Below are 23,173 nucleotides of genomic sequence, written 5' to 3'. Positions count from 1 at the left end.
CCGCCCAGCTGGCCGAGCGGCTGCCCGGGGGCGGGCGGCTGCGGCTGCTGTCCGGGCTGTCCGGGTGCGGGGCGGCCGGGCACCGGGCCGGGGCGTGCCGGCGCTTCCGCCGGGGCGGCCGGGGCCGCTTGGGCGGCGGCGGTCGTCGTCCCGCCTGCGGCTTCGCCGTTGGCCTCGCCATTGCCGATGGCCTTGTCGAGTGCCTGGTCAAGCGAGTTGTCCGGACCCTTGGCCGGAGCCTTGGCGGCCGCCTTGGCCGCCGTTTTCTGGGGAGCCGGCTTGCCGCCCCCGAAGGATTCGCGCAGTCGACGAGCGACCGGCGCTTCCACCGTTGACGATGCGGATTTTACGAATTCGCCCTGTTCATTCAGCCGGGCGAGAACTTCCTTGCTGGTAACACCGAGTTCCTTGGCCAACTCGTGTACGCGGGCCTTACCTGCCACTACATCTCCTGTCTAAGAGGCGACAGTCGTGGGGCCGCGCCTCGGGTTTAGCTATGACGCATGGTCATCGGGACTTCACGGTGTGCTCATGTTCTTTGCTACCTGTTCTGTTGCCGTGCTGGTTGAGCGTTTCCACGTGCTCGACCAGCGCGGATGTGTCCGGTGGACGGTCGATGCGCAGCGCTCTGGTGAGAGCCCGCCGCCGAATCGCCTGTTGCACGCACTGCGGTACGGGATGCAACCATGCACCCCGCCCCGGCCGGTTGGCCCTGGCGTCAACGATCACGGCATGTTCGCCGTTCCCGTCCGACACAGCCACCACGCGAAGCAGTTCGACGGCCAGCTCTCGCTTTCGGCACCCGACACACGTCCGGACAGGTCCGTCCACACGTCTGTGCGCCCGGGCCGAAGGCTCACGCTGGATCACGGCTCAGTCTAGCGTCACTTATCCGATGGTCAGAACCGCCCAATGGTGGGCGCGGGATCCGCTAGCGGTCGTGCGCCATCCCGTGGGTGGCGCCGTGTTCGGGGCGGCTCTCCGAATGCGACTCCGATCCCCCCGGCGTATCGCCGCGGATGTCGATCCGCCACCCGGTGAGGCGCGCGGCCAACCGCGCGTTCTGGCCCTCCTTGCCGATGGCCAGGGACAGCTGGAAGTCGGGCACCACCACGCGGGCGGCGCGGGCGTTCGGGTCGATGATCGACACGGAAACCACCTTGGCCGGCGACAGCGCGTTGGCGACGAAGCGCGACGGGTCCTCGTCGTAGTCGATGATGTCGATCTTCTCCCCGGAAAGCTCGCTCATCACGTTGCGGACCCGCTGGCCCATCGGGCCGATGCAGGCCCCTTTCGCGTTTAGCCCGGGAACGTTGGACTTCACCGCGATCTTGGAGCGGTGGCCGGCCTCCCGAGCCACCGCCACGATTTCCACCGACCCGTCGGCGATCTCGGGAACTTCCAGGGAGAACAGCTTGCGGACCAGGTTGGGATGCGTTCGGGACAGGGTGATCAGCGGCTCCCGGGACCCGCGGGTCACGCCGATGACGTAGCAGCGGACCCGGTTGCCATGTTCGTAGCTTTCGCCGGGCACCTGTTCGGCCGCCGGGATCACGCCCTCGGAGGCCTTGGTCTCGGTGCCCATCCGGACGACGACCAGGCCGCGGGCGTTGGCGCGGTTGTCCCGCTGAATGACGCCCGCGACGATCTCGCCCTCGCGGGTGGAGAACTCACCGTAGGTGCGCTCGTTCTCCGCGTCCCGAAACCGCTGCAGCATGACCTGACGGGCGGTGGTGGCGGCGATCCGGCCGAAACCCTCGGGGGTGTCGTCCCATTCGCTGATGACGTTGCCGTCCTCGTCGGTCTCTCGGGCGACGACCTTGACGACGCCGGTCTTGCGGTCGATCTCGATGCGCGCGTCGTTCTGGTGGCCCTCGGTGTGCCGGTAGGCCGTGAGCAGCGCCGACTTGATCGTCTCGAGCAGCTCGTTGACCGAGATGCCGCGATCCACCTCGATGGCGTGCAGCGCGCCCATGTCGATGTTCATCAGCGCCGCTCCTTTCCCCCGCAAGCGGGAGGTGCCCCCACATCGCTACGTCCCCCTGGCCGCTTCGCGGCTGGGGGCGCCCCCACTGCATCGTCGCCGGCGCGGTTCATGCTCCGGCCTCCGTCCTGTCGGCACGGCCCGCCAGGTCCAACTCCGCCTGGGCGGGGGGCGAAAACTCCACCTGGACAACGGCTTTGGCGATATCGGCGAGCGGCAATTCGCGCAGCCGATAGTCCCGTCCCGCGCGGACCACCAGCGCGACGGAATCGCCGCGCGTCTCGCCGACGCGACCGGTCAGTCGCGCACCGTCCGCGAGGACGACGTCGACCTTGCGGCCGCGGGCGCGACGGAAATGTTTTGCAGTGGTCAGCGGGCGGTCCACGCCGGGCGAACTCACCTCGAGCACATAGCGGTCCGCGACGTCGTCGAGGCCGTCCAGCAAAGCCGACGCCGAGCGCGACAGCGTCGCGATGGTGTCCAGGTCGAGGGCTTTGTCACCGTCGGCGACCACCATGATCCGCGGCGGGCGCGTCCGGGCGTCGATGACCACGTCTTCGATCTCGTATCCGGCGCGCGCGAACTCGTCACCGAGTAGCTCGATCACCTGCGTCTGCGAAGGTAGCCCGGTGGTCACGGCGAGCTCCTCATCTTGAGTTGTCCGGTCAGCTGGAGGGCGTCGCCACCCTATTGCCCTGCGGGCGGCTCCAGTGTCCTGGCGGAACGCGAAGGCTGCCGTTCCGCGAGAGCAGCTATCAACGATACGCCAGGAATCGCGTTTGACGGCCGGATCGCGTCCTGGCTTCGTACCCACCCCCGAACCGATGGCAGGATGTGTTTGTGTCTAGCGCATTTCCGGTCGTCAACCGGCGGGGTGTGCTCGCCGGCGGCGCGGCTCTGGCTGCGCTCGGGGTGGTGACCTCCGCCTGCGGCGAGTCCCCGCCCAAGGCCCCGTCCGTCGAAGAGCTGCTGGGGCCGCTGGACCAGGCCCGCAAGGACAGCGCGCTGGCCGGCGCCGCCGCGGCCGCCGTCGGCAACCCACCGCAGATCGCCGCCGCGCTGACGGTCGTCGCGAGTCAGCGCGCCGCGCACGCCCGCGCCCTGTCCACGGAGATCTCGCGGGCGGCCGGCAAGATCACCGCCTCCTCGACCAGCGAGACGACGGGCCCCAGCCCGAGCCCCGCCGAGCCGGCGGGGCCGCCGCCGCCTCCCCCGCCGGTGTCCGACGTGATCAACGCCCTGCGGGCCTCGGCGGACAGCGCCAGCCGACTGGTGGCGGGCGAATCCGGCTACCGCGCGGGGTTGCTCGCCTCGATCATCGCGTCCTGCACCGCGTCGTACACCGTCGCCCTGGTGCCAGGGGGCCCGTCGATATGAGTTCCGGCAAGGACGCGGACAACGCGGCGCTCTGCGACGCGCTGGCCATCGAACACTCGACGATCTACGGCTACGGCATGGTCTCGGCGTTGTCGCCGCCCAGCGTCAACGGCCTGGTGGTGGAAGCGCTCTCCCAGCACCGCCAGCGCCGCGACGACGTGATCGCGATGCTGACCGCCCGCAAGGTCAACGCGCCGGTCGCGGCCCCCGGCTACCAGTTGCCGATCCTGGTGGGCAGCGCGGCGGACGCGGCGCGGCTGGCGGCGCGGATGGAAAACGATGGCGCGTCGGCCTGGCGCGTGGTGATCGAGCACGCCGAGACGGCCGACGACCGCGCGTTCGCCGCCACGGCACTGACGCAAAGCGCGGTGATGGCCGCCCGGTGGAACCGGGTGCTGGGTGCCTGGCCCATTACGACGAGCTTTCCCGGCGGAAATGACTAGCGGCGCGAGGGTTTTCAGCGCTACCCGGTCAGGGCGGCCACGACGTCGGTGGCCAGCGACGGCCCGGTGGCCAGCTCGCGCGTCTGTCCGCTGAAGCGGTCGCGCAGCTCCACCACGCCGTTGCCCCAGCCGCGCCCGACCACCAGGATCCATGGAACGCCCAGCAACTCGGCGTCCTTGAACTTGACCCCGGGCGACGCCTGCCGGTCGTCCAGTAGCACCTCGATGCCCAACCGGTCCAGGTCGGCGGCCAGCGCGGTGGCCCCGGTGCGGGCGTCCGCGTCTTTATTGGCGATCACCAGGTGGACGTCGAACGGCGCGACCGAAGACGGCCAGCGCAGGCCCAGCTCGTCGTGGTGCTGCTCGGCGATAACCGCCACCATCCGCGACACCCCGAGGCCGTAGGACCCCATGGTCAGCCGCACCGGCTTGCCGTCCTCACCGAGCACGTCGGCGGTGAAGGCATCGGTGTATTTGCGGCCGAGCTGGAAGATGTGCGCGACCTCGATGCCGCGGGCCGACACCAGCGGGCCGGCGCCGTCGGGCGATGGATCGCCGTCGCGCACCTCGGCGGCCTCGATGGTGCCGTCGGCGGTGAAATCCCGGCCGGCCACCAGGCCGACGGCGTGCCGGCCGGGCTCGTCCGCCCCGGTGATCCAGCTGGTGCCGTCCACCACCCGCGGGTCGACGAGGTAACGAACACCGTTGTCCCGCAGCGCCTTCGGACCGATGTAGCCCTTCACCAGGAATGGGTATTTGGCGAAGTCGGAGTCGTCGAGCAACGCGTAGTCGGCCGGTTCCAGCGCGGCGCCGAGCCTCTTGTCGTCGACGTCGCGGTCGCCCGGCAGGCCGATGGCCAGCAGCTCCCACTCCCCGCCGGGCTGTCGCACCTTGAGCAGCACGTTCTTCAGCGTGTCCGCGGCGGCGACGGTGCGACCGAGGTCGGCCGTGTTGGCCCAGTCCACCAGGGTGGCGATGGTCGGGGTGTCACCGGTGTCGTGGACCACCGCCTCGGGCAGCCCGTCGATCGGCTTGGCCTGCGGGCGGGCGGTGATGACGGCCTCGACGTTGGCCGCATACCCCGATTCCAGGCAGCGCACGAAGGTGTCTTCGCCGACCGGGCTTTCGGCCAGGAACTCCTCCGACGCACTGCCGCCCATCGCCCCCGATACCGCGGACACGATCACGTAGCGCACCTGGAGCCGGTTGAAGATGCGCTGGTAGGCCTCGCGGTGCGCGTGATAGGCGGCCTTGAGTCCGGCGTCGTCGATGTCGAACGAGTAGGAGTCCTTCATCAGGAACTCGCGCACCCGCAGGATCCCCGCGCGCGGACGCGCCTCGTCGCGGTATTTGTTCTGGATTTGATAGAGCAGCACCGGAAAGTCTTTGTACGAGCTGTATTCACCCTTGACGGTCAGGGTGAACACCTCCTCGTGCGTGGGCCCCAGCAGGTAGTCATTGCCGCGGCGGTCCTTCAGGCGGAAGACGCCGTCGCCGTATTCGGTCCACCGGTTCGTGGTCTCGTATGGCGCGCGCGGCAGCAGGGCGGGAAACAGGATCTCCTGGCCGCCGATCGCGTTCATCTCCTCGCGGACGACGGCCTCGATCTTGCGCAGCACCCGCAGGCCGAGCGGCAGCCAGCTGTAGAGCCCGGGCGCGATCGGCCGGATGTAGCCGGCGCGGATCAGAAGTTTGTGGCTGGGCACTTCGGCGTCAGCGGGGTCGTCGCGCAACGTGCGCAAGAACAGCTCGGACATCCGGGTGATCACAGCGGGCCAGCCTAGCGTGGCCGGTACCTGCGACGAGCGTCACGCCAGCGCAACGCCCGCATGCCAACGCCACTCTGTCGCGACGGTCGGCAACCCGTTGAGCTACAGCTCGCCGGCGTCGATCGCTTCCTTGACCTCTTGCGCGTGGGCCACCTGCGCGGGCGTGTAGCCGATCAACAGCGCCGCGGCGCCGACGACGACGGCCACGCCGGCCACCCACAGCAGGCCGTAGGTGTAGCCCTGGTCGAGCGCGTGCAATTGGAGGTCGTTCATGATCTTGACCGGGCCGGTGGTGCCGCCCATGTACAGCGTGCGGGAGGTGATCACGGCCTGGATGACGGCCAGCACGAGCGGACCGCCGAGGCTCTGCAGCATCAACGCGATCGCCGACACCGGGCCGATCTGGTCGAAGCCGACACCGGCGATGGCCGCCAGCGTCAGCGGGACGACGCAGATGCCGATGCCGATCCCGCCCACGATGATGGGGAGCACCAGGTTGGGGAAATAGGGCACGCCGCGGTGCATGAACGCCCAGCCGTAGAGCATCGCCCAGAACAGCAGGATTCCGCCGCCGATCGTCAACACCCGGGGCGAGAACCGCGACACCAGTTGCGAGGAGACGCCCAGGCCGATCCCCATCGCGATGACGAACGGGATGAAGCCGACGCCGGCGCGCAGCGCGCTGTAGCCGAGGATGTCCTGCACGTACAGGCCGATGCACACCGTCAGGCTGAACATGAGGCCGCCGGCCAGGAAGATCGCGGCGAACGTGACCAGCCGGTTGCGGTCGCGGAACAGATCGAATGGGACGACCGGGTTTTCGGCGGTTCGCTCGACGATGATGAAGGCGAGAGCGGCGGCCATCGCGACCACGCCCGAGCCGACGGTGGTGATCGAGACCCAACCCTTTTCCGGCCCCATCGAGAAGGCGAAGACGGCGGCGGTGCACGCCAGCGTCGCCAGCATGGCGCCGGTGGCGTCGAGCTTCATCCGCTCGCGGTTGGTCTCGCGCAGCGCGGTGCGCGCGAGGTAGATCATCACCAGGCCGATCGGCACGTTCACCAGGAACGCCAGTCGCCAGGACACCTCGGTCAGCGCCCCGCCGACGACGAGGCCCATCACCGAGCCGACGGCCGTCATCGCGGCGAACACCGCCGTCGCGAAGTTACGCGCGGGCCCCTTGGGGAAGGTGGTCGCGACCAGCGCCAGCCCCGTCGGGGAGGCGATGGCGGAACCGACCCCCTGCGAGAGCCGCGCGATGACCATGGTCACCTCGTCCCACGCGACCGCGCACAGCACCGAGGAGATGGTGAACAACGCGACGCCCACGATGAAGGTGCGCTTGCGTCCGATGGTGTCGCCGAGTCGGCCGCCCAGCAGCATCAGCCCGCCGAACGTGAGCACATATGCGGTGATCACCCAGCTACGGCCGGCGTCGGACAGGCTGAGCTCGTTCTGGATCCGGGGAAGCGCGACGATGGCGACGGTGCTGTCCATGGTCGCCAGCAACTGCATACCGCCGATGGCGATCACGGCCGCGATGAAGCGGCTGGAAGGCAGCCAGGCCGGGTAGTACTTGCTGAGGCGAGTGGAGGCGGTCTCCGCCGGGCGCGTGGAGCGCGCCGGGGCCGGACGATCGGGGCGCGCGGACGTGAAGTTCCGCACCGCGCGCTCTGTGTCGTTGAGGGCCGTCATAAAGGGTTACCTTACAGTAATCTTAAGATCCGTTTAAAGCCCGAAAGCCGCCACTGGCCCGATCACGATGATCGCGGGAGGTCGGATGCCTTCGGCTCGGATCTTTTCCGGCGTGTCGGCGAGAGTGGCCCGCAAAGTGTGCTGAGCCGCTGTCGTTCCATGTTGAACCACCAGGACCGGCGTTTCCGCAGGTCGGCCGCCCGCTATGAGTGCGTCGGCGAAAAGCTCGATGCGTTCGACGGCCATCAGCAAAACGATGGTGCCGGACAGCGCGGCCAGCGCATTCCAATTCACTAACGATTCGGGGTGACCGGGCGCCAGATGTCCGCTGACCACGACGAATTCGTGATTTATGGCCCGATGCGTGACCGGAACGCCGGCCAGGGCGGGCACTCCTATGGCGCTCGTCACACCCGGCACGACGGTGACCGGGATCCCGGCGTCGACGCACGCCTGCACTTCCTCGTAGCCGCGGGCGAAGACGAACGGGTCCCCGCCCTTGAGCCGGACGACGAACTTCCCGGACCGGGCGCGTTCGATCATGACGTCGTTGATCGCGTCCTGCGCCATCGCCCGCCCGTAGGGGATCTTGGCGGCGTCGATGACCTCCACGTGTGGCGGCAGCTCGGCCAAGAGTTCCGGCGGCGCCAGCCGGTCGGCGACCACCACGTCCGCGTGAGCCAGCAGCCGGCGCCCGCGCACGGTGATCAGTTCGGGGTCGCCGGGCCCGCCGCCGACGAGGGCCACCCCACCGCGTACGACGTCGGGGCTCACCGCGCTGTCCGGGGCGATGACCCCGGTCTGCAGCGCCTCCCGGATCGCCGAGCGGATGGCCGCCGACCGGCGGTGCTCGCCGCCCGCGAGCACCCCGACCGATAACCCTTCGTAGCTGAAGGACGCCGGGGTCACCGCGGTCCCTTCGACGGCGACGTCGGCGCGGACGCAGAAGAGGTGGCGGCGCTCGGCTTCCGCGACGATGGCCGCGTTCACCTGCGCGTCGTTGGTGGCGGCGATCGCGTACCAGGCCCCGTCGAGGTCACCGTCGCGGTATTCGCGCAGCGACAACGTGATTCCGGTCATCGCCTCGACCGACCTGGTGGCGCTGCGGGAGATGACGTGTACCTCCGCGCCGCTGGCGATGAGCAAGGGCAGCCGGCGCTGGGCAACCGAGCCACCGCCGACCACGACGACCTTCTTGCCGGCCAGGCGCAGTCCGGCGAGGTAGGCGTTCTCGGTCACCGGGCAAGCCTAGTGGCGACCGCGAGCGCGGCGGAAAACGCCGGGCGCTGCGGGTCGCCACCATCGGCCTAGTGGCGACCGCGAGCGCCTAGACGGAGGGCATGTTGGCGCCGCCCAGCCGGCGGGCGGCGTGCGCGACGAACCGCGCGACGGCTTGTGGCGCGGCAGCCGGATGGGTGTGCAGATACGAGGCGTGCACTCCGGCGTGCACGACGCCTTCGCGCACGGGATCCGCGTCGTTGCCCCGATAGGCCCAGGCCGGCTGGTAGCCGTCGCTGAATGCGATTGCGGTCCGGTGGAATTCATGCCCCACCACCCGTTGCCCGGCGGAATAGAGCGGCGAATCGGCCACTGCGACGGCGTCGCGATAGGCCAACGTCAAATTCGGCGTGAACCGCGCCGACCCGGCCAGCACTCCGCACATCGGGTAGCCGTCGAGTTCGGTGGCCAGATAAATCAGGCCCGCGCATTCGGCGTGTATCGGCGCGCCGGCGGCCGCCAGCTCGTTGATCTGCCGGCGCACGGCGTCGTTGGCCGAGAGCTCCGCAGTGAACTGTTCCGGGAAGCCGCCGGGCAGCAACACCGCGTCCGTGCCATCCGGCAACTCCTCAGCCAGCGGGTCGAATTCGACCACGTCGGCGCCGGCGGCCCGCAGCAGCTCGGCGTGCTCGGCATAGCCGAAGCTGAACGCCTTACCCGCCGCCATCGCCACTGTGGCGTGCCCTCCGGGCGTCTCCCCCACCGCGGACGCCGGGTCCCACGCCGTGCCGGTCCGGCTCGCGGCGACAGCGGCCACGGCCGCCACCGCCGCAAGGTCGACGTGACGGGCGACCAGGTCGGTCATCGCCTCGACCGCCAGCCGCGCCCGCCGCCCGTACTCCACCGCGGTGACCAGACCCAGATACCTTGTCGGGAGCTCTAATTCGGCGGTTCGTGGAATGGACCCCAGCACCGCGACACCGGCCTGCTCGCAGGCCTGCCGCAGCACGTGTTCGTGCCGGGCCGAACCGACCCGGTTGAGGATCACACCGCGGACCCGGGTCGCGGCATCGAACGTCGAAAAGCCATGCAGCAGTGCGGCGATGCTGTGGCTCTGGCCGCGCGCGTCGACCACCAGAATCACGGGCGCACCCAGCAGGCCGGCCACGTGCGCGGTGGAGCCTTCCGCGGGACCAGCCGCGGCGGGCCCGATCCGCCCGTCGAAGAGCCCCATCACCCCCTCGATCACCGCGATGTCCGCACCGCCCGAGCCGTGCGCGTACAGCGGGCCGACGAGGTTCTCGCCGACCAGAACCGGGTCCAGGTTGCGGCCGGGACGCCCGGCGGCCAGGCCGTGATAACCGGGGTCGATGAAGTCCGGGCCCACCTTGAACGGAGCGACGGCATGGCCCGCCCGTCGCAGCGCGCCGATCAAACCCGTTGCGACGGTTGTCTTTCCGCTGCCCGACGTCGGCGCGGCGACGACGACCGCGGGAACACTCACCACTCGATGCCCTTCTGCCCCTTGCGGCCCGCATCCATCGGGTGCTTGACCTTGGTCATCTCGGTGACCAGATCGGCGGCCTCGATCAACCGCCGCGGGGCATCGCGACCGGTGATGACCACGTGCTGGTGGCCCGGGCGTGCCAACAGCACGTCGACCACCTCGTCGACGTCCACCCACCCCCATTTCAGCGGGTAGGTGAACTCGTCGAGCACATAGAAGTCGTGGCGCTGATCGGCCAGCCGGCGCGAGATCTCCGCCCACCCGTCGGCCGCGGCCGCGGCGTGATCGAGTTCGCTGCCCGCCTTTCGCGACCACGACCAGCCCGCGCCCATCTTGTGCCATTCCACCGGCCCACCGATGTTGTGCTGTTGGTGCACCTGACCGAGTTGAGCGAAGGCGCTCTCCTCGCCCACCCTCCATTTGGCGCTCTTGACGAACTGGAAGACCGCTACGGAGAGCCCGACATTCCAGGCCCGCAACGCCATTCCGAATGCGGCGGTGGACTTCCCCTTGCCGGGGCCGGTGTGCACCGCCAGCACCGGGGTGTTGCGCCGGGCCCTGGTGCTGAGTCCATCCTCGGGGACCTGCAGTGGGCGGCCTTGTGGCATCGGCGGTTACCTTTCTCAGGCCGCGTTGCGCACGGCGCGCGTCAGAGAGTCCGCGTGTAGCTGCTCCAGGCGCACGGCCGGCGCGCCGAGGTGGCGGGCCAGTTGCTCGGCCAAACCCAGCCGCACATAGGAGGTTTCGCAGTCGACGACCACGGCGGCCACGCCCTCGGCCACCAACCGGGCGGCCGCGGCGCGACTGCGGCGCAACGGGTCGGTTCCGGCGGTGGCCCGGCCGTCGGTCAGCACCACCACCAGGGAACGCCGGGCCCGGTCGCGAGCCTTCTCCCGGACGATCAGTTCACGCGCGGCGAGCAGGCCCTCGGCGAGCGGAGTCTTGCCGCCGGTATCGAACCGGGCCAGCCGCCGGCCGGCGATGTGCGCCGACGATGTCGGCGGCAACAGCAGCCGTGCCTCCTGCTGGCGGAACGTGATCACGGCGACCTTGTCGCGGCGCTGGTAGGCGTCGCGCAGCAGCGACAGCGTCGCACCGCTCACCGCGGCCATCCGGTCGCGCGCGGCCATCGAGCCCGACGCGTCCACGACGAAGATGACCAGGTTGCCTTCACGCCCCTCCCGGATCGCCCGTCGCACGTCATCCGGCCCCGGGCGCAGCGGGCCCGACCCGGCGCGCTCGGCGGCCGACAGCAGGGTGGCGAACAGGTGCAGCCCGTGTGCGCCGGAACTCGTGTCGTTTCCGTCGGTCGCCGCGATCACGCTGCCGCTGGAGTTGCGGGCGCGCGATCGCCGCCCCGGCGCGCCCGCGCCGACCCCGGGCACCGTCAGCGCTCGGGCGCGGAAGGTCTTCGCTGGCGGCGCGCTGGGACGCGGTGGCCGCGGCTTCGACGGCGCCGATGAGTTCGGCTGCGTTGCAGGGTCTTCCGCGGCCCGACCGCCGCCCGGAGGGTCGGGCTCCGGCTCGCGGTCGTCATCGTCGGCTTGCGCCAGCGCCTCGTCGAGCTGGTCGCGGTCGATGCCGGGGTCGTCGAACGGGTCGCGGCGGCGCCGATGCGGCAGCGCCAGCTCGGCGGCCACCCGGACGTCTTGCCCTTCGACCGACTTGGCCCCACGCCACGCGGCGTGCGCGGCGGCGGTGCGGGCCACCACCAGATCGGCCCGCATCCCATCGACGTCGAACGCCGCGCATACCGCAGCGATGCGCCGTAACTCGTTGTCCGGCAATACCACTTCGCCGACGAGCGCACGCGCGGCGGCGATGCGCCGGGCCAGTTCGGCCTCGGCGTCGACGTAGCGCTCGGCGAATGCGTCCGGGTCGGCCTCGTAGGCCATCCGCTGTCGGACGACCTCCACCCGCACGTCGACGTCACGAGACGCGTGCACGTCGACGGTGAGGCCGAACCGGTCCAGCAGCTGCGGACGCAGTTCGCCCTCCTCGGGATTCATGGTGCCGATCAGCACGAACCGGGCCTCGTGCGAATGCGAGATGCCGTCGCGTTCGATGTGCACCCGGCCCATCGCCGCGGCGTCGAGCAGCACGTCCACCAGATGGTCGTGCAGCAGGTTGACTTCGTCGACGTACAGCACGCCGCCGTGCGCGCGCGCCAACAGTCCCGGCGAGAACGCGTGCTCGCCGTCGCGCAGCACCCGCTGTAGGTCCAGCGAGCCGATCACCCGGTCTTCGGTTGCGCCGAGCGGCATTTCGACAAGGCCGGCGCCCGCGTCACCGGTCGCCTCGGACAGCAACGCCGCCAGGCCGCGCACCGCCGTCGACTTGGCCGTGCCCTTCTCGCCTCGGATGAGCGCACCGCCGATCTCCGGCCGCACGGCGCACAGCAGCAGCGCCAGGCGCAGCTGGTCATGCCCGACGATCGCGCTGAACGGATACGGCTTCACGGTAGCTCCGTCAGGCCCGCGCCCGGCCCGCCCTGCGACGATGCGGTCGGGGTCTCCGCCTGAGGGGGCGGGCGTGGCGGCTTCAGCATCGGCACGTGCGGCACGCCGTCGTCGACGAAATCGTCACCGGCTCGGACGAACCCGTGCTGGGCGTACATGTCGGACAAGTAGGTCTGCGCGTCGATCCGGCACGGGTAGTCGCCGACCTCGGCCAGGGCGGCGCGCAGCAACCGGGTGGTGTGGCCCTGCCCGCGCGCGCTGCGTTTGGTGCACAACCGGCCGATCCGGAATGTCTTTCGGCCGCCGGCGTGCTCCTCCATCAACCGCAACGTGCAGATCACCTCGCCGTCGGGCGTCTCCAGCCAGAAGTGCCGCGTCTCGGCGAGCAGGTCGCGGCCGTCCAGCTCCGGGTACGGGCAGGCCTGCTCCACCACGAACACCTCCACCCGCAACTTGAGCAGCTCGTAAAGGGTCCGGGCGTCAAGGTCTTTCGCCCACGACCGACGCAACGCTTCACTCATGACCGAACCCCCGAATCGGACTTCAACCCCAACACCTCGGTACCCCAGGACCACACCTCGTCGTACAACGCCGGCTCACGGGACAGCTCCACCCCCAGCGACGGCACCATCTCTTTGAGCGTGGGCAGCCAGGATTGATAGCGGCCGGCGAAGCACCGCTGCAACACCTCGAGCATGGCCGACACTGCCGTCGATGCTCCCGGCGATGCTCCCAGCAGCCCGGCGATGCTGCCGTCGGCGGCGGCCAGCACGGTGGTGCTGAAGTCCAGCACGCCTCCCTTGCGCCCGTCCCGCCTGATCACCTGCACGCGCTGACCGGCCACGGTCAGCTCCCAGTCGGAACCCATTGCGCTGGGGGCGAATTCGCGCAGCGCGTGGATGCGATCCGGATCGGACAACCGCAGCTGGTGAATCAAGTAGTTGAGCAGTGTCAGCTGGGTGAGGCCAACCCCGAGCATGGACAGTGCGTTGTCCGGCTTCACCGAGCGGGGCAGGTCGCTGAGGCGGCCGTGTTTCAAGAACTTGGGTGACCAGCCGGCGTACGGCCCGAACACGAGCCAGGATTTGCCGTTGACGAATCGGAGGTCCAGATGCAGCGCGCCGAGCGGCGGGGCCCCCGGTGCCGGGACCCCGTACACCTTGGCCCGGTGCGCGGCGGTGAGCGCGGGATTGTCGGTGCGCAGAAACCGTCCGCCGATGGGGAACCCGGCGAAGCCCCTGACCTCGTGAATGCCGGCCTTCTGCAGCAACGGCAGCGCGCCGCCGCCGGCCCCGACGAAGACGAATTTGGCATTCAGCCGGCGTTTTTCACCGGTGCGCCGATTGCGGATCAGCAGCGTCCAGCTGCCGTCCGATTGCCGGGTCAGGTCGCGGACCTCGTGGCCGAACAACGCGGTGGCACCGCCCTGCACGCAGTGGCCGATGAGCTGTCTGGCCAGCGCACCGAAGTCGACGTCGGTGCCGTGGGGGGCCCAGTTGAGCGCGGTCGGTTCGGAGAAGTCGCGCCTGGCGCCCATGAACGGCAGCCGGCGGGCGAACTCCTGCGGGTCGTCGATGAATTCGGTGCCGGCGAACAGCGGGTTGGGAGCCAGGGCCCGCTGCCGTCGGCGCAAGAACTCGACGCGCTGCGCCCCGCGCACAAAGCTCACGTGCGGGAGCGGGTTGAGGAAACCGGTGTCGGTCAGGATCCCGTTCTCGGCGGCGTAGGCCCAGAATTGGCGGGTCACCTGGAACTGCTCGTTGATGCGCACCGCTTTGGTGATGTCGATCGAGCCGTCCGGATTCTGCGGGGTGTAGTTGAGCTCGCACAGCGCGGAGTGCCCGGTGCCGGCGTTGTTCCACGGACTGCTGCTTTCGGCGGCGACGGCGTCCAGGCGTTCGACGATGGTCATGGACCAGTCGGGTTGCAGCCGCCGCAGCAACGCACCCAGGGTTGCGCTCATGATGCCCGCGCCCACCAGCACGACGTCCGTCCGTGCGGTTCGGGCTAGCGATGACACCTGCTCCTGGTCCTTCCGTCGACTGTGCCGGTTCCCAGGCTATCCCGAGGCAAACCCGGCCCGGACGGCGTGCGCCTCCCTGTGGCCAGCAAAACCTCTAAGCTTGCCTCGTGACTGGCTGGGTGCCCGATGTCCTGCCCGGTTATTGGCAGCGCACCATCCCCCTTGGGCCCGACCCGGTCGGCGAGGGCGAGATTGTCGCGACGCTGATCCGGCGCGGTGAGCCTGCCGAACCCTCCGGTTCGGGTCACGCGGTGCTGGCCGTGCATGGCTACACCGACTACTTCTTCAACACGGCGCTGGCCGAGCACTTCGCCGACCGCGGCTTTGCCTTCTACGCGCTGGACCTGCAGAAATGCGGCCGGTCGCGCCGCGACGGCCAGACACCGCACTTCATCACCAACCTCGACGATTACGACGCCGAACTCGACCACGCCCTGGCGGTGATCCGCGAGCACCACCGACCCGCCAAGGTTTTGGTGTACGGCCATTCCTCCGGTGGGCTCATCGTGTCGTTATGGCTGGACCGGCTCCGCCGTCGCGACGCCGCAGCCCACGCCGGCATCGGCGGTTTAGTGCTCAACAGCCCGTTTTTGGACCTGCACGGCCCCGCGGTGCTGCGTCATTCGGTGACCTCGGCGCTGATCGCCGGCCTGTCCCGGGTGCGCTCCAGGAGGGTGGTCCGGACGCCCACCGAGGGCGGCTACGGCACCACCCTGCACCGCGACTACCACGGCGAGTTCGACTACAACCTGCAGTGGAAACCGGTGGGCGGCTTCCCGATCACGGTCGGATGGCTGCACGCCATCCGCCGCGGCCACGCCCGGCTGCACCGCGGGCTCGACGTCGGGGTGCCGAACCTCATCCTGCGCTCGGACCACACCGTGCGGGAAACCAGCGATGCGGCGTCCATGCAGTGCGGCGACGCGGTTCTCGACGTCACCCAAATTGCCAGGCGGGCCGGCTGCATCGGGAATCACAGCACCATCGTGCCGATCGGCGACGCCAAACACGACGTCTTCCTCTCGCTGCCGCAGCCTCGGCGGGCGGCCTACCGCCAGCTCGACCTCTGGCTGGACCGCTACCTCCACACCGACCGCACCGAGCCCTCTTCGAGGATGGGGTGAGGAGTTGGAGACCTATGACATCGCCATCATCGGAACCGGTTCGGGCAATACCCTTCTCGACGATCGGTTCGCCGGCAAGCGTGCGGCGTTGTGCGAGCACGGCACGTTCGGCGGCACCTGCCTGAACGTCGGATGCATCCCGACCAAGATGTTCGTCTACGCCGCCGAGGTCGCCACGACGATCCGGGACGCCGCACGCTTCGGTGTCGACGCGCACGTCGACCGGATCCGCTGGGACGACATCGTCTCGCGGATCTTCGGACGAATCGATCCGATCTCGATGAGCGGCGAGGACTACCGCCGCGCGTCACCCAGCGTCGACTTGTACGACCAGCACACCCGGTTCGGACCGGTTCAACCCGACGGGCGCTACCTGTTGCGCACGGACGGCGGTGACGAATTCACCGCCGATCAGGTGGTGATCGCGGCGGGGTCCCGCCCGGTCATCCCTCCCGCGATCCTCGACTGCGGCGTCGCCTATCACACCAGCGACACGATCATGCGGATCCCGGAATTGCCCGAGCACCTGGTGATCGTCGGGAGTGGCTTCGTGGCAGCGGAATTCGCCCATATCTTTTCCGCCCTCGGCGTCCGGGTGACATTGGTCATCCGCGGCAGCTCGATGCTGCGGCACTGTGACGACACCATCTGTAAACGCTTCACCCGCATCGTCGCGGCCAAATGGGAACTGCGCACGCACCGAAACGTCGTGGGCGGCACCAACAACGGCTCTGGCGTCGCGCTGCGGCTCGACGACGGGTCGACATTGGACGCCGACCTGCTGCTGGTCGCGACCGGGCGGGTGTCCAACGCCGACCTGCTGGACGCCGAACAGGCCGGTGTCGAGGTCGAGAGCGGCCGGGTGGTGGTCGACGAATACCAACGAACCTCGGCGCGTGGTGTTTTCGCCCTCGGCGACGTTTCGTCGCCATACCAGCTCAAGCACGTCGCCAACCACGAGGCCCGCGTCGTACAGCACAACCTGCACTGCAACTGGGACGACACCGAGTCGATGCTGATGACCAACCACCGCCATGTGCCGTCGGCGGTGTTCACCGACCCTCAGCTGGCATCCGTCGGCCTGACCGAAAACCAGGCCATCGCACAGGGATTCGAGGTCTCGGTCGCGATACACGACTACGGCGACGTCGCCTACGGCTGGGCCATGGAGGACACCACCGGGATAGTCAAGCTGATCGCCGAGCGCAGCAGCGGCCGCCTGCTGGGCGCGCACATCATGGGCCACCAGGCGTCGTCGATCATCCAACCGCTGATCCAGGCGATGAGCTTCGGGCTCACCGCCCACGAGATGGCCCGCGGCCAGTACTGGATTCATCCGGCGCTGCCCGAGGTGGTCGAGAACGCGCTACTCGACCTGGACTAGTGGCGATCGCAAGCGCGGCGAAGCCGGGCGAAGCGGATCGCCACCATTGGCGGAAGCTCAGCGCTTCTGACACTGCGGGCACAGGCCGCGCAGCGTCAGACCCGCTGCCTCGGACAGCGCGAACGAACTGCCCGCCATCGCGTGTTCGAGCGCCGAACTGAGCTGCCGGGCGGGCACCTCGATGATCGAGCCGCATTCGGTACATACGGCGTGGTGGTGTGGCGCGGTGGCCATCCCGTAGGTGGTGACACCGCCGTCGAGGGTCAACGGGTGCAGCACTCCCTGGCCGACCAGGGTGGTCACCGTGCGATAGATGGTCGCCACGTCGGGAGCGTGTGATCCGTGCGGCAGGCACGCCCGCACCCGCTTGTGGATCTCCGCCACCGGCAGGTGGCCGTCGACCGGCTCGAGCACCGCCAGCACCTGGATCCGCGAGGACATCCGCCGCAGCCCCCGGGCGCGCAGGAGATCGCCGATCCGTGCGGTGGCGGACGGGTCCAGTGCCGGCGGCTTGGGCGTCACCCGTTCAGTGTCGCGCCGCCGCGGTGGGCGCGCCAGTCTTCTGCCGAATTCGCCCCGCACCGGCCCCGGGATTCCTGCAACCCACTTGCATCTGCCTGACGACGGCACATACAGTCGTGCCGGTTGTTGCGTTCCATGCCCGATGCTCGAAGGACCCTGGAGGAACCCAGTGGTCAGTACTGAGTTCGGCCGGCGCCCGTCATGGACGACCAGGCTGCGCAGCGCCCTGACACCGGCGGAGTGGGGGCGGCTGGCATCGATGTCGGCGATCATCGTCGCGCTGCACGTGGTCGGCTGGTTCACCCTGGTGGCTTTCGTGGCCCCGACGCAATTCAGCTTGGGGGGCAAGGCATTCGGGGTCGGCGTCGGGTTGACCGCCTACACCCTGGGAATGCGGCACGCCTTCGACGCCGACCACATCGCCGCCATCGACAACACCACCCGCAAGCTGATGAACGACGGGCAGCGGCCGCTCGCGGTCGGATTCTTCTTCTCGCTGGGGCATTCCACGGTGGTCTTCGCGCTGGCGGTGCTGCTGGCGTCCGGGGTCAAGACGATCGTGGGACCGGTCCGCGACGACTCCTCGAAGCTGCATCACTACACGGGGCTGATCGGCACGGGCGTCTCCGGTGTATTCCTCTATTCGATCGCCGTCCTCAACGTCGTCGTGCTGGTGGGCATCCTGCGGGTGTTCGCGCGGGTGCGCCGCGGCGGATTCGACCCGGACACGGACGGGGCCGAACTGGAACGGCAGTTGGACAACCGGGGGCTGATGAATCGAGTCCTCGGCCGCTTCACCAAGTCGGTCACCAAGTCGTGGCACTCCTACCCCGTCGGGCTGCTGTTCGGTCTCGGCTTCGATACCGCCACCGAGATCGCACTTCTGGTTCTGTCGGGCACCAGCGCGGCGGCCGGGTTGCCGTGGTACGCCATCCTGTGTCTGCCCGTGCTGTTCACCGCCGGCATGTGCCTCCTGGACACGATCGACGGCTCGTTCATGAACTTCGCCTACGGCTGGGCATTTTCGAATCCGGTGCGCAAGATCTACTACAACATCACCATCACCGCGCTGTCGGTGGTCGTCGCGTTGCTGATCGGCAGCGTCGAGCTGCTCACGTTGTTCGCCGAGCAGTTCGGCTGGCGGGGCACGTTCTGGAGCTGGATCGGCGGGCTGGACCTGGGCGCCGTCGGCTATTTCATCGTCGGCGCGTTCGTCATCACCTGGGCGGTGGCGCTGCTCGTCTGGCGCTACGGGCGCCTCGAACAGAAGTGGACGCCGTCGTAACGCGAGCCCCGAGAGCGGCTGCGCATCCGGGGCCTTCGGTGTAGAACAGTGCTCATGAGCCTCGCTGCGGCCGGAGTGATCGGCGGTGCATGAACTGTCGCTGTGCGAAGCGATCGCCGGTGTGGTCAAGACGCATGCCGACGGTCGGCACGTCGATGTGGTGCGCGTGCGGATCGGGGCGCTGCGTCAGGTGGTGCCCGAATCGCTCTCGTTCTGCTGGACGCTGGTGCGCGACGCCGAGAACATGCCGGAGGCCGAGCTGGAACTCGAGTGCGTCGGCGCCGAGGTGAGCTGTCGCGCCTGCGGCCGGCGATCGGAGATCACGTCGGCCTGGTCGATCTGGTGCCCGCGGTGCGACAGTTCCGACGTCGAGGTGCTGCACGGCAACGAATTCCTGGTGACGTCGCTGGACGTCTCGTGAAACGCGCTATCCCCGAACGGATTTGACCATGGGAAGATTTCATCGGCATGACGACGGAACGGTGCACACCCACGAGCACGACGATCCGGATCACGAGCACGGCGACCACGGCCAGTACCGGACCGGTAAGCAGCGGGTCGACGTGTTGGAGGCGATCTTCGCCGAGAACGATCTGCTCGCCGAAGCCAACCGGGCGGCGTTCGAGGGCAACGGGGTGCGCACGCTGAACCTGATGAGCTCACCCGGATCGGGCAAGACGACCATCCTGCAGGCCACGCTCGACGAGCTCGCCGGCGAGCTTGCCATCGGGGTGATCGAAGGTGACATCGCCACCGATCTCGACGCGGCCAAGCTTCGTGGCCGCGGCGCCCAGATCTCACTCCTCAACACCAGCAACGGTTTTGGCGGCGAATGCCATCTCGACGCGCCGATGGTGAACCGCGCGCTGCCCGGGCTCGACCTGCCCGTGCTGGACCTGGTGATCATCGAGAACGTGGGCAATCTGGTCTGCCCGGCCGAGTTCGACGTCGGCGAGCACGCCAAGGCCATGGTCTACTCCGTAACCGAGGGCGAGGACAAGCCGCTGAAGTACCCGGTGATGTTCCGATCGGTGGATGTGGTGTTACTCAACAAGATTGACTTGGTTCCACACCTGGACGTCGACGTCGACGAGTACATCGCCCACGTGCGCAAGGTCAATGCGACGGCGACCATCCTGCCGCTCAGTGCGCGCACCGGCGCCGGGATGGGCGCCTGGTTCGGCTGGTTGCGACGATTCGCCGCGGAACCGGCGGCCTGACGGGTCCCTTCTTGCAAGGGATTTGCATGATGGCGGCGCCATCGGCCGGGCCGCCGATCGCCGCTCGCTTCGCGAAGAGACTATGCAACGGTTGTCTAATTACTTGGTACCGCAGAATCGTTGACACACCCGGCGGTGAGGAGTAGACCCAAAATCAGCGCTGCGCAAGTGGGCCGACGGTCGACTCCGGCGGCGCAGGAGCCTCAGCCCGGCTCCGGAAAGCTGCAGCATGCCAACAGAAGCAGCAGTCAAAGCAGAAGAAACATTGATCCACGTTCTATGGATCAACGCGGGGCTCAGTTGTGATGGCGATTCGGTGGCGTTGACTGCCGCCACCCAACCCTCTGTCGAAGAGATCGCCCTGGGGGCACTGCCGGGGCTTCCGCAGGTCGCCGTGCACTGGCCGCTCATCGATTTCGAATGTGGGCCCAACGGAGGGGCGGACGACTTCCTCTCGTGGTTCTTCAAAGCCGACCGCGGCGAGCTGGAACCGTTCGTGCTCGTCGTCGAAGGGTCCATCCCCAACGAGAAGATCAAGGACGAGGGCTATTGGTGCGGGTTCGGCAACAACCCCGCCACCAACCAGCCGATGACCACCAGCGAGTGGCTCGACCGGCTGGCGCCCAAGGCCACCGCGATCGTCGCGGTCGGGACCTGCGCCACCTACGGCGGCATCCACGCCATGGCCGGCAATCCGACGGGGGCGATGGGGGTTCCCGACTACCTGGGGTGGGAATGGAAGAGCAAGGCCGGCATTCCGATCGTGTGCGTGCCCGGTTGCCCGATCCATCCCGACAACCTGTCGGAGACGCTGACCTACCTGCTCTACATGGCGACGGGTCAGGCGCCGATGATTCCGCTCGACGATGCGCTGCGCCCTAAATGGTTGTTCGGCAACACTGTCCACGAAGGTTGTGACCGGGCCGGATACTACGAGCAGGGCGACTTCGCCACCGAATACGGATCGCCGAAATGCATTGTCAAACTTGGGTGTTGGGGCCCGGTCGTCAAGTGCAACGTGCCCAAGCGGGGATGGATCAACGGCATCGGTGGCTGCCCCAATGTGGGCGGGATCTGCATCGGATGCACGATGCCGGGCTTCCCCGACAAGTTCATGCCATTCATGGACGAACCGCCGGGCGGCAAGGTCTCCACCACCGCTTCGGGTCTTTACGGCACCGTGATTCGCAATTTGAGGGGTATCACGGCGCGCACCGTCGACAAGGAACCGCGGTGGCGCCACAACGGCAACCAACTCACCACCGGAGCGCGCCGGACCTGGTAGCTCGCTACCGGGTCGGCGCGCTTCGTCTCAAATCTGAGCCTTCGAGCTCAAGAGCCCACAGCGGGAAGAAGAAGTGCGATGACAACCATCATTCCGGAGCCCACCCACGCCAAGCGGGAACCCGGCCAACTGGTCGACATGGCCTGGGACCCCATCACCAGGATCGTGGGCAGCTTGGGCATCTACACCAAGATCGACTTCGAGAACCGCGAAGTCGTCGAGTGCCACAGCACGTCGTCGATCTTCCGCGGCTACTCGATCTTCATGAAAGGCAAGGATCCCCGCGACGCCCACTTCATCACCAGCCGCATTTGCGGCATCTGCGGCGACAACCACGCCACCTGTTCGTGCTACACGCAGAACATGGCGTACGGGGTCAAGCCGCCGCACCTCGGCGAGTGGATCGTCAACCTAGGTGAGGCCGCGGAATACATGTTCGACCACAACATCTTCCAGGAAAACCTGGTCGGGGTGGACTTCTGCGAAAAGATGGTCTCCGAGACGAACCCGAGCGTGCTTTCGCTGGCGGAGAAGACCCCGGCGCCGCACGCCGACGCGCACGGTTACAAGACGATCGCCGACATCATGCGTTCGCTCAACCCCTTCAGCGGCGAGTTCTACCGCGAGGCACTCGTGGTCAGCCGCTGGACGCGAGAGATGTTCTGCCTCATGGAAGGTCGCCACGTGCATCCGTCCACGCTGTACCCCGGCGGGGTCGGCACCGTTGCGACCATCCAGCTGATGACCGACTACATGACGCGGTTGATGCGGTATGTGGAGTTCATGAAGAAGGTCGTGCCGATGCACGACGACCTGTTCGACTTCTTCTACGAGGCACTGCCGGGTTACGAGAAGGTCGGGCTGCGCCGCACCCTGCTCGGCTGCTGGGGCTCCTTCCAGGACCCCGAGGTGTGCAACTTCGCGTACAAGGACATGGAGCGCTGGGGTAACGCCATGTTCGTGACCCCGGGCGTGGTGGTCGACGGCAAGCTGGTCACCCACTCCCTGGTGGACATCAACCTCGGCATCCGGATCCTGTTGGGCAGTTCGTATTACGACGACTGGACCGAGCAGGAGATGTTCGTCAAGACCGACCCACTGGGCAACGCGGTGGACCGGCGCCACCCGTGGAATCAGCACACCAACCCGCACCCGCAGAAGCGGGACTTGGACGGCGGCAAGTACAGCTGGGTGATGTCGCCGCGCTGGTTCGACGGCAAGGACCACCTGGCGCTGGACACCGGCGGCGGCCCGCTGGCCCGGTTGTGGGCCACCGCGCTGGCCGGCCTGGTCGACATCGGCTACGTCAAGGCGACCGGCAACAGCGTCAAGATCAACCTGCCCAAGACCGCGCTCAAGGGTCCGGTCGAGTTCGAGTGGAAGATCCCGAAATACGGCAGCAACACGATCGAGCGCGACCGGGCGCGCACCTACTTCCAGGCCTACGCGGCAGCGTGCGCGCTGCACTTCGCCGAGAAGGCGCTCGGGGAAATCCGGGCCGGACGCACCAAGACCTGGGAGAAGTTCGAGGTGCCCGACGAAGCCATCGGTTGCGGCTTCACCGAGGCGGTCCGCGGCGTGCTCAGTCACCACATGGTGATCCGCGACGGCAAGATCGCCAACTATCACCCGTACCCGCCCACCCCCTGGAACGCCAACCCGCGTGACAGCTACGGCACGCCCGGGCCGTACGAGGACGCGGTGCAGGGTCAGCCGATCTTCGAGGAGAACAGCCGGGAGAACTTCAAGGGGATCGACGTCATGCGCACGGTGCGCAGCTTCGATCCGTGCCTGCCCTGCGGCGTGCACATGTACCTGGGTAAGGGCAAGACCCTGGAGAGATTGCACACACCAACGCAGTCACCCGTCGGGGAGTGA

Annotated in this window: 22 protein-coding genes; 9 read left to right on the top strand and 13 right to left on the bottom strand. The window is 68.3% G+C overall.

Annotation, left to right across the window (positions count from 1 at the left end):
- The 4 genes from A5756_RS26340 to rimP form a co-directional block, all read right to left on the bottom strand.
- A partial coding sequence (locus A5756_RS26340; protein WP_232005311.1) for a translation initiation factor IF-2 N-terminal domain-containing protein occupies positions 1–443 on the bottom strand: 443 nt, incomplete at its 3' end.
- A gap of 64 nt (positions 444–507) precedes the next feature.
- Positions 508–756 (bottom strand): DUF448 domain-containing protein, encoded by a 249-nt coding sequence (locus A5756_RS25210; RefSeq protein WP_369817312.1) that lies wholly within the window; start codon positions 754–756, stop codon positions 508–510.
- 175 nt (positions 757–931) lie between these two features.
- The gene (gene nusA / locus A5756_RS02565) at positions 932–1,987 is read right to left on the bottom strand and encodes a transcription termination factor NusA (RefSeq protein WP_066946445.1); all 1,056 of its coding nucleotides are present in this window, start codon (positions 1,985–1,987) and stop codon (positions 932–934) included.
- Between the two features lie 106 nt (positions 1,988–2,093).
- Positions 2,094–2,621, bottom strand: coding sequence for a ribosome maturation factor RimP (rimP, locus tag A5756_RS02560; protein ID WP_066946442.1), 528 nt, complete (start codon positions 2,619–2,621; stop codon positions 2,094–2,096).
- A 203-nt stretch (positions 2,622–2,824) separates the two neighbouring features.
- Here rimP and A5756_RS02555 point away from each other — a divergent pair, with 203 nt between their 5' ends.
- Positions 2,825–3,361, top strand: coding sequence for a hypothetical protein (locus tag A5756_RS02555; RefSeq protein WP_066946440.1), 537 nt, complete (start codon positions 2,825–2,827; stop codon positions 3,359–3,361).
- Positions 3,358–3,804, top strand: coding sequence for a ferritin-like domain-containing protein (locus A5756_RS02550; protein ID WP_066946437.1), 447 nt, complete (start codon positions 3,358–3,360; stop codon positions 3,802–3,804). The genes A5756_RS02555 and A5756_RS02550 overlap by 4 nt, the downstream gene beginning before the upstream one ends.
- Before the next feature lie 20 nt (positions 3,805–3,824).
- Here the strand turns inward: A5756_RS02550 and A5756_RS02545 are convergent, their stop codons facing one another.
- From A5756_RS02545 to mqo, 8 genes are all read right to left on the bottom strand, one after another.
- On the bottom strand, positions 3,825–5,573 hold the full coding sequence (locus tag A5756_RS02545; protein ID WP_066946431.1) for a proline--tRNA ligase: 1,749 nt from the start codon (positions 5,571–5,573) through the stop codon (positions 3,825–3,827).
- A gap of 102 nt (positions 5,574–5,675) precedes the next feature.
- Positions 5,676–7,268: an MFS transporter gene (locus tag A5756_RS02540; RefSeq protein WP_066946428.1), complete on the bottom strand. Its 1,593-nt coding sequence runs from the start codon at positions 7,266–7,268 to the stop codon at positions 5,676–5,678.
- Between the two features lie 33 nt (positions 7,269–7,301).
- Entirely contained in the window at positions 7,302–8,507 is a 1,206-nt protein-coding gene (gene cobA / locus A5756_RS02535) for a uroporphyrinogen-III C-methyltransferase (protein WP_066946425.1), read from the bottom strand.
- An 88-nt stretch (positions 8,508–8,595) separates the two neighbouring features.
- The gene (locus A5756_RS02530) at positions 8,596–9,990 is read right to left on the bottom strand and encodes a cobyrinate a,c-diamide synthase (protein WP_066946422.1); all 1,395 of its coding nucleotides are present in this window, start codon (positions 9,988–9,990) and stop codon (positions 8,596–8,598) included.
- A complete protein-coding gene (cobO, locus tag A5756_RS02525) occupies positions 9,987–10,601 on the bottom strand; it encodes a cob(I)yrinic acid a,c-diamide adenosyltransferase (protein ID WP_066946419.1) in 615 nt (204 codons plus the stop codon). Before cobO ends, A5756_RS02530 begins: the two co-directional genes overlap by 4 nt.
- A 15-nt stretch (positions 10,602–10,616) precedes the next feature.
- Entirely contained in the window at positions 10,617–12,452 is a 1,836-nt protein-coding gene (locus A5756_RS02520; RefSeq protein ID WP_066946416.1) for a VWA domain-containing protein, read from the bottom strand.
- A complete protein-coding gene (locus A5756_RS02515) occupies positions 12,449–12,973 on the bottom strand; it encodes a GNAT family N-acetyltransferase (RefSeq protein ID WP_066946413.1) in 525 nt (174 codons plus the stop codon). The genes A5756_RS02520 and A5756_RS02515 overlap by 4 nt, the downstream gene beginning before the upstream one ends.
- Positions 12,970–14,472 (bottom strand): malate dehydrogenase (quinone), encoded by a 1,503-nt coding sequence (gene mqo / locus A5756_RS02510; protein WP_082959085.1) that lies wholly within the window; start codon positions 14,470–14,472, stop codon positions 12,970–12,972. The genes A5756_RS02515 and mqo overlap by 4 nt, the downstream gene beginning before the upstream one ends.
- Before the next feature lie 110 nt (positions 14,473–14,582).
- Between mqo and A5756_RS02505 the strand changes: the two genes are divergently transcribed.
- Both A5756_RS02505 and mtr read left to right on the top strand, forming a co-directional pair.
- Positions 14,583–15,599, top strand: coding sequence for an alpha/beta hydrolase (locus A5756_RS02505; protein WP_066946410.1), 1,017 nt, complete (start codon positions 14,583–14,585; stop codon positions 15,597–15,599).
- A gap of 4 nt (positions 15,600–15,603) precedes the next feature.
- A complete protein-coding gene (mtr, locus tag A5756_RS02500) occupies positions 15,604–16,983 on the top strand; it encodes a mycothione reductase (protein ID WP_066946407.1) in 1,380 nt (459 codons plus the stop codon).
- A 57-nt stretch (positions 16,984–17,040) separates the two neighbouring features.
- On the opposite strand, the gene A5756_RS02495 is transcribed toward mtr, so the two are convergent.
- Positions 17,041–17,505: a Fur family transcriptional regulator gene (locus A5756_RS02495; protein ID WP_066946404.1), complete on the bottom strand. Its 465-nt coding sequence runs from the start codon at positions 17,503–17,505 to the stop codon at positions 17,041–17,043.
- Between the two features lie 169 nt (positions 17,506–17,674).
- Between A5756_RS02495 and A5756_RS02490 the strand changes: the two genes are divergently transcribed.
- The 5 genes from A5756_RS02490 (at position 17,675) to A5756_RS02470 (ending at position 23,173) form a co-directional block, all read left to right on the top strand.
- On the top strand, positions 17,675–18,790 hold the full coding sequence (locus A5756_RS02490; RefSeq protein ID WP_066946401.1) for a HoxN/HupN/NixA family nickel/cobalt transporter: 1,116 nt from the start codon (positions 17,675–17,677) through the stop codon (positions 18,788–18,790).
- A gap of 85 nt (positions 18,791–18,875) precedes the next feature.
- Entirely contained in the window at positions 18,876–19,211 is a 336-nt protein-coding gene (locus A5756_RS02485; protein ID WP_066946399.1) for a hydrogenase maturation nickel metallochaperone HypA, read from the top strand.
- Between the two features lie 28 nt (positions 19,212–19,239).
- Positions 19,240–20,010 carry a hydrogenase nickel incorporation protein HypB gene (gene hypB / locus A5756_RS02480; protein WP_066946396.1) on the top strand — a complete coding sequence of 257 codons (771 nt, stop codon included), beginning with the start codon at positions 19,240–19,242 and terminating at the stop codon, positions 20,008–20,010.
- Positions 20,011–20,239: 229 nt separating this feature from the next.
- On the top strand, positions 20,240–21,295 hold the full coding sequence (locus tag A5756_RS02475; RefSeq protein WP_066946394.1) for a hydrogenase expression protein HypE: 1,056 nt from the start codon (positions 20,240–20,242) through the stop codon (positions 21,293–21,295).
- Between the two features lie 78 nt (positions 21,296–21,373).
- Positions 21,374–23,173 carry a nickel-dependent hydrogenase large subunit gene (locus A5756_RS02470; RefSeq protein ID WP_066946391.1) on the top strand — a complete coding sequence of 600 codons (1,800 nt, stop codon included), beginning with the start codon at positions 21,374–21,376 and terminating at the stop codon, positions 23,171–23,173.

The sequence above is a fragment of the Mycobacterium sp. 852002-53434_SCH5985345 genome, from assembly GCF_001667155.1.
GTDB lineage: Bacteria > Actinomycetota > Actinomycetes > Mycobacteriales > Mycobacteriaceae > Mycobacterium.
This window is presented reverse-complemented; position numbering and strand designations above follow the sequence as displayed.

Coding starts and splice junctions, on each gene's coding strand:
- A5756_RS02540 (WP_066946428.1), bottom strand. CDS start 7,268: ATGACGGCCCTCAACGACACAGAGCGCGCGGTGCGGAACTTCACGTCC.
- A5756_RS02470 (WP_066946391.1), top strand. CDS start 21,374: ATGACAACCATCATTCCGGAGCCCACCCACGCCAAGCGGGAACCCGGC.
- A5756_RS02550 (WP_066946437.1), top strand. CDS start 3,358: ATGAGTTCCGGCAAGGACGCGGACAACGCGGCGCTCTGCGACGCGCTG.
- A5756_RS02475 (WP_066946394.1), top strand. CDS start 20,240: ATGCCAACAGAAGCAGCAGTCAAAGCAGAAGAAACATTGATCCACGTT.
- A5756_RS02515 (WP_066946413.1), bottom strand. CDS start 12,973: ATGAGTGAAGCGTTGCGTCGGTCGTGGGCGAAAGACCTTGACGCCCGG.
- nusA (WP_066946445.1), bottom strand. CDS start 1,987: ATGAACATCGACATGGGCGCGCTGCACGCCATCGAGGTGGATCGCGGC.
- hypB (WP_066946396.1), top strand. CDS start 19,240: ATGGGAAGATTTCATCGGCATGACGACGGAACGGTGCACACCCACGAG.
- cobO (WP_066946419.1), bottom strand. CDS start 10,601: ATGCCACAAGGCCGCCCACTGCAGGTCCCCGAGGATGGACTCAGCACC.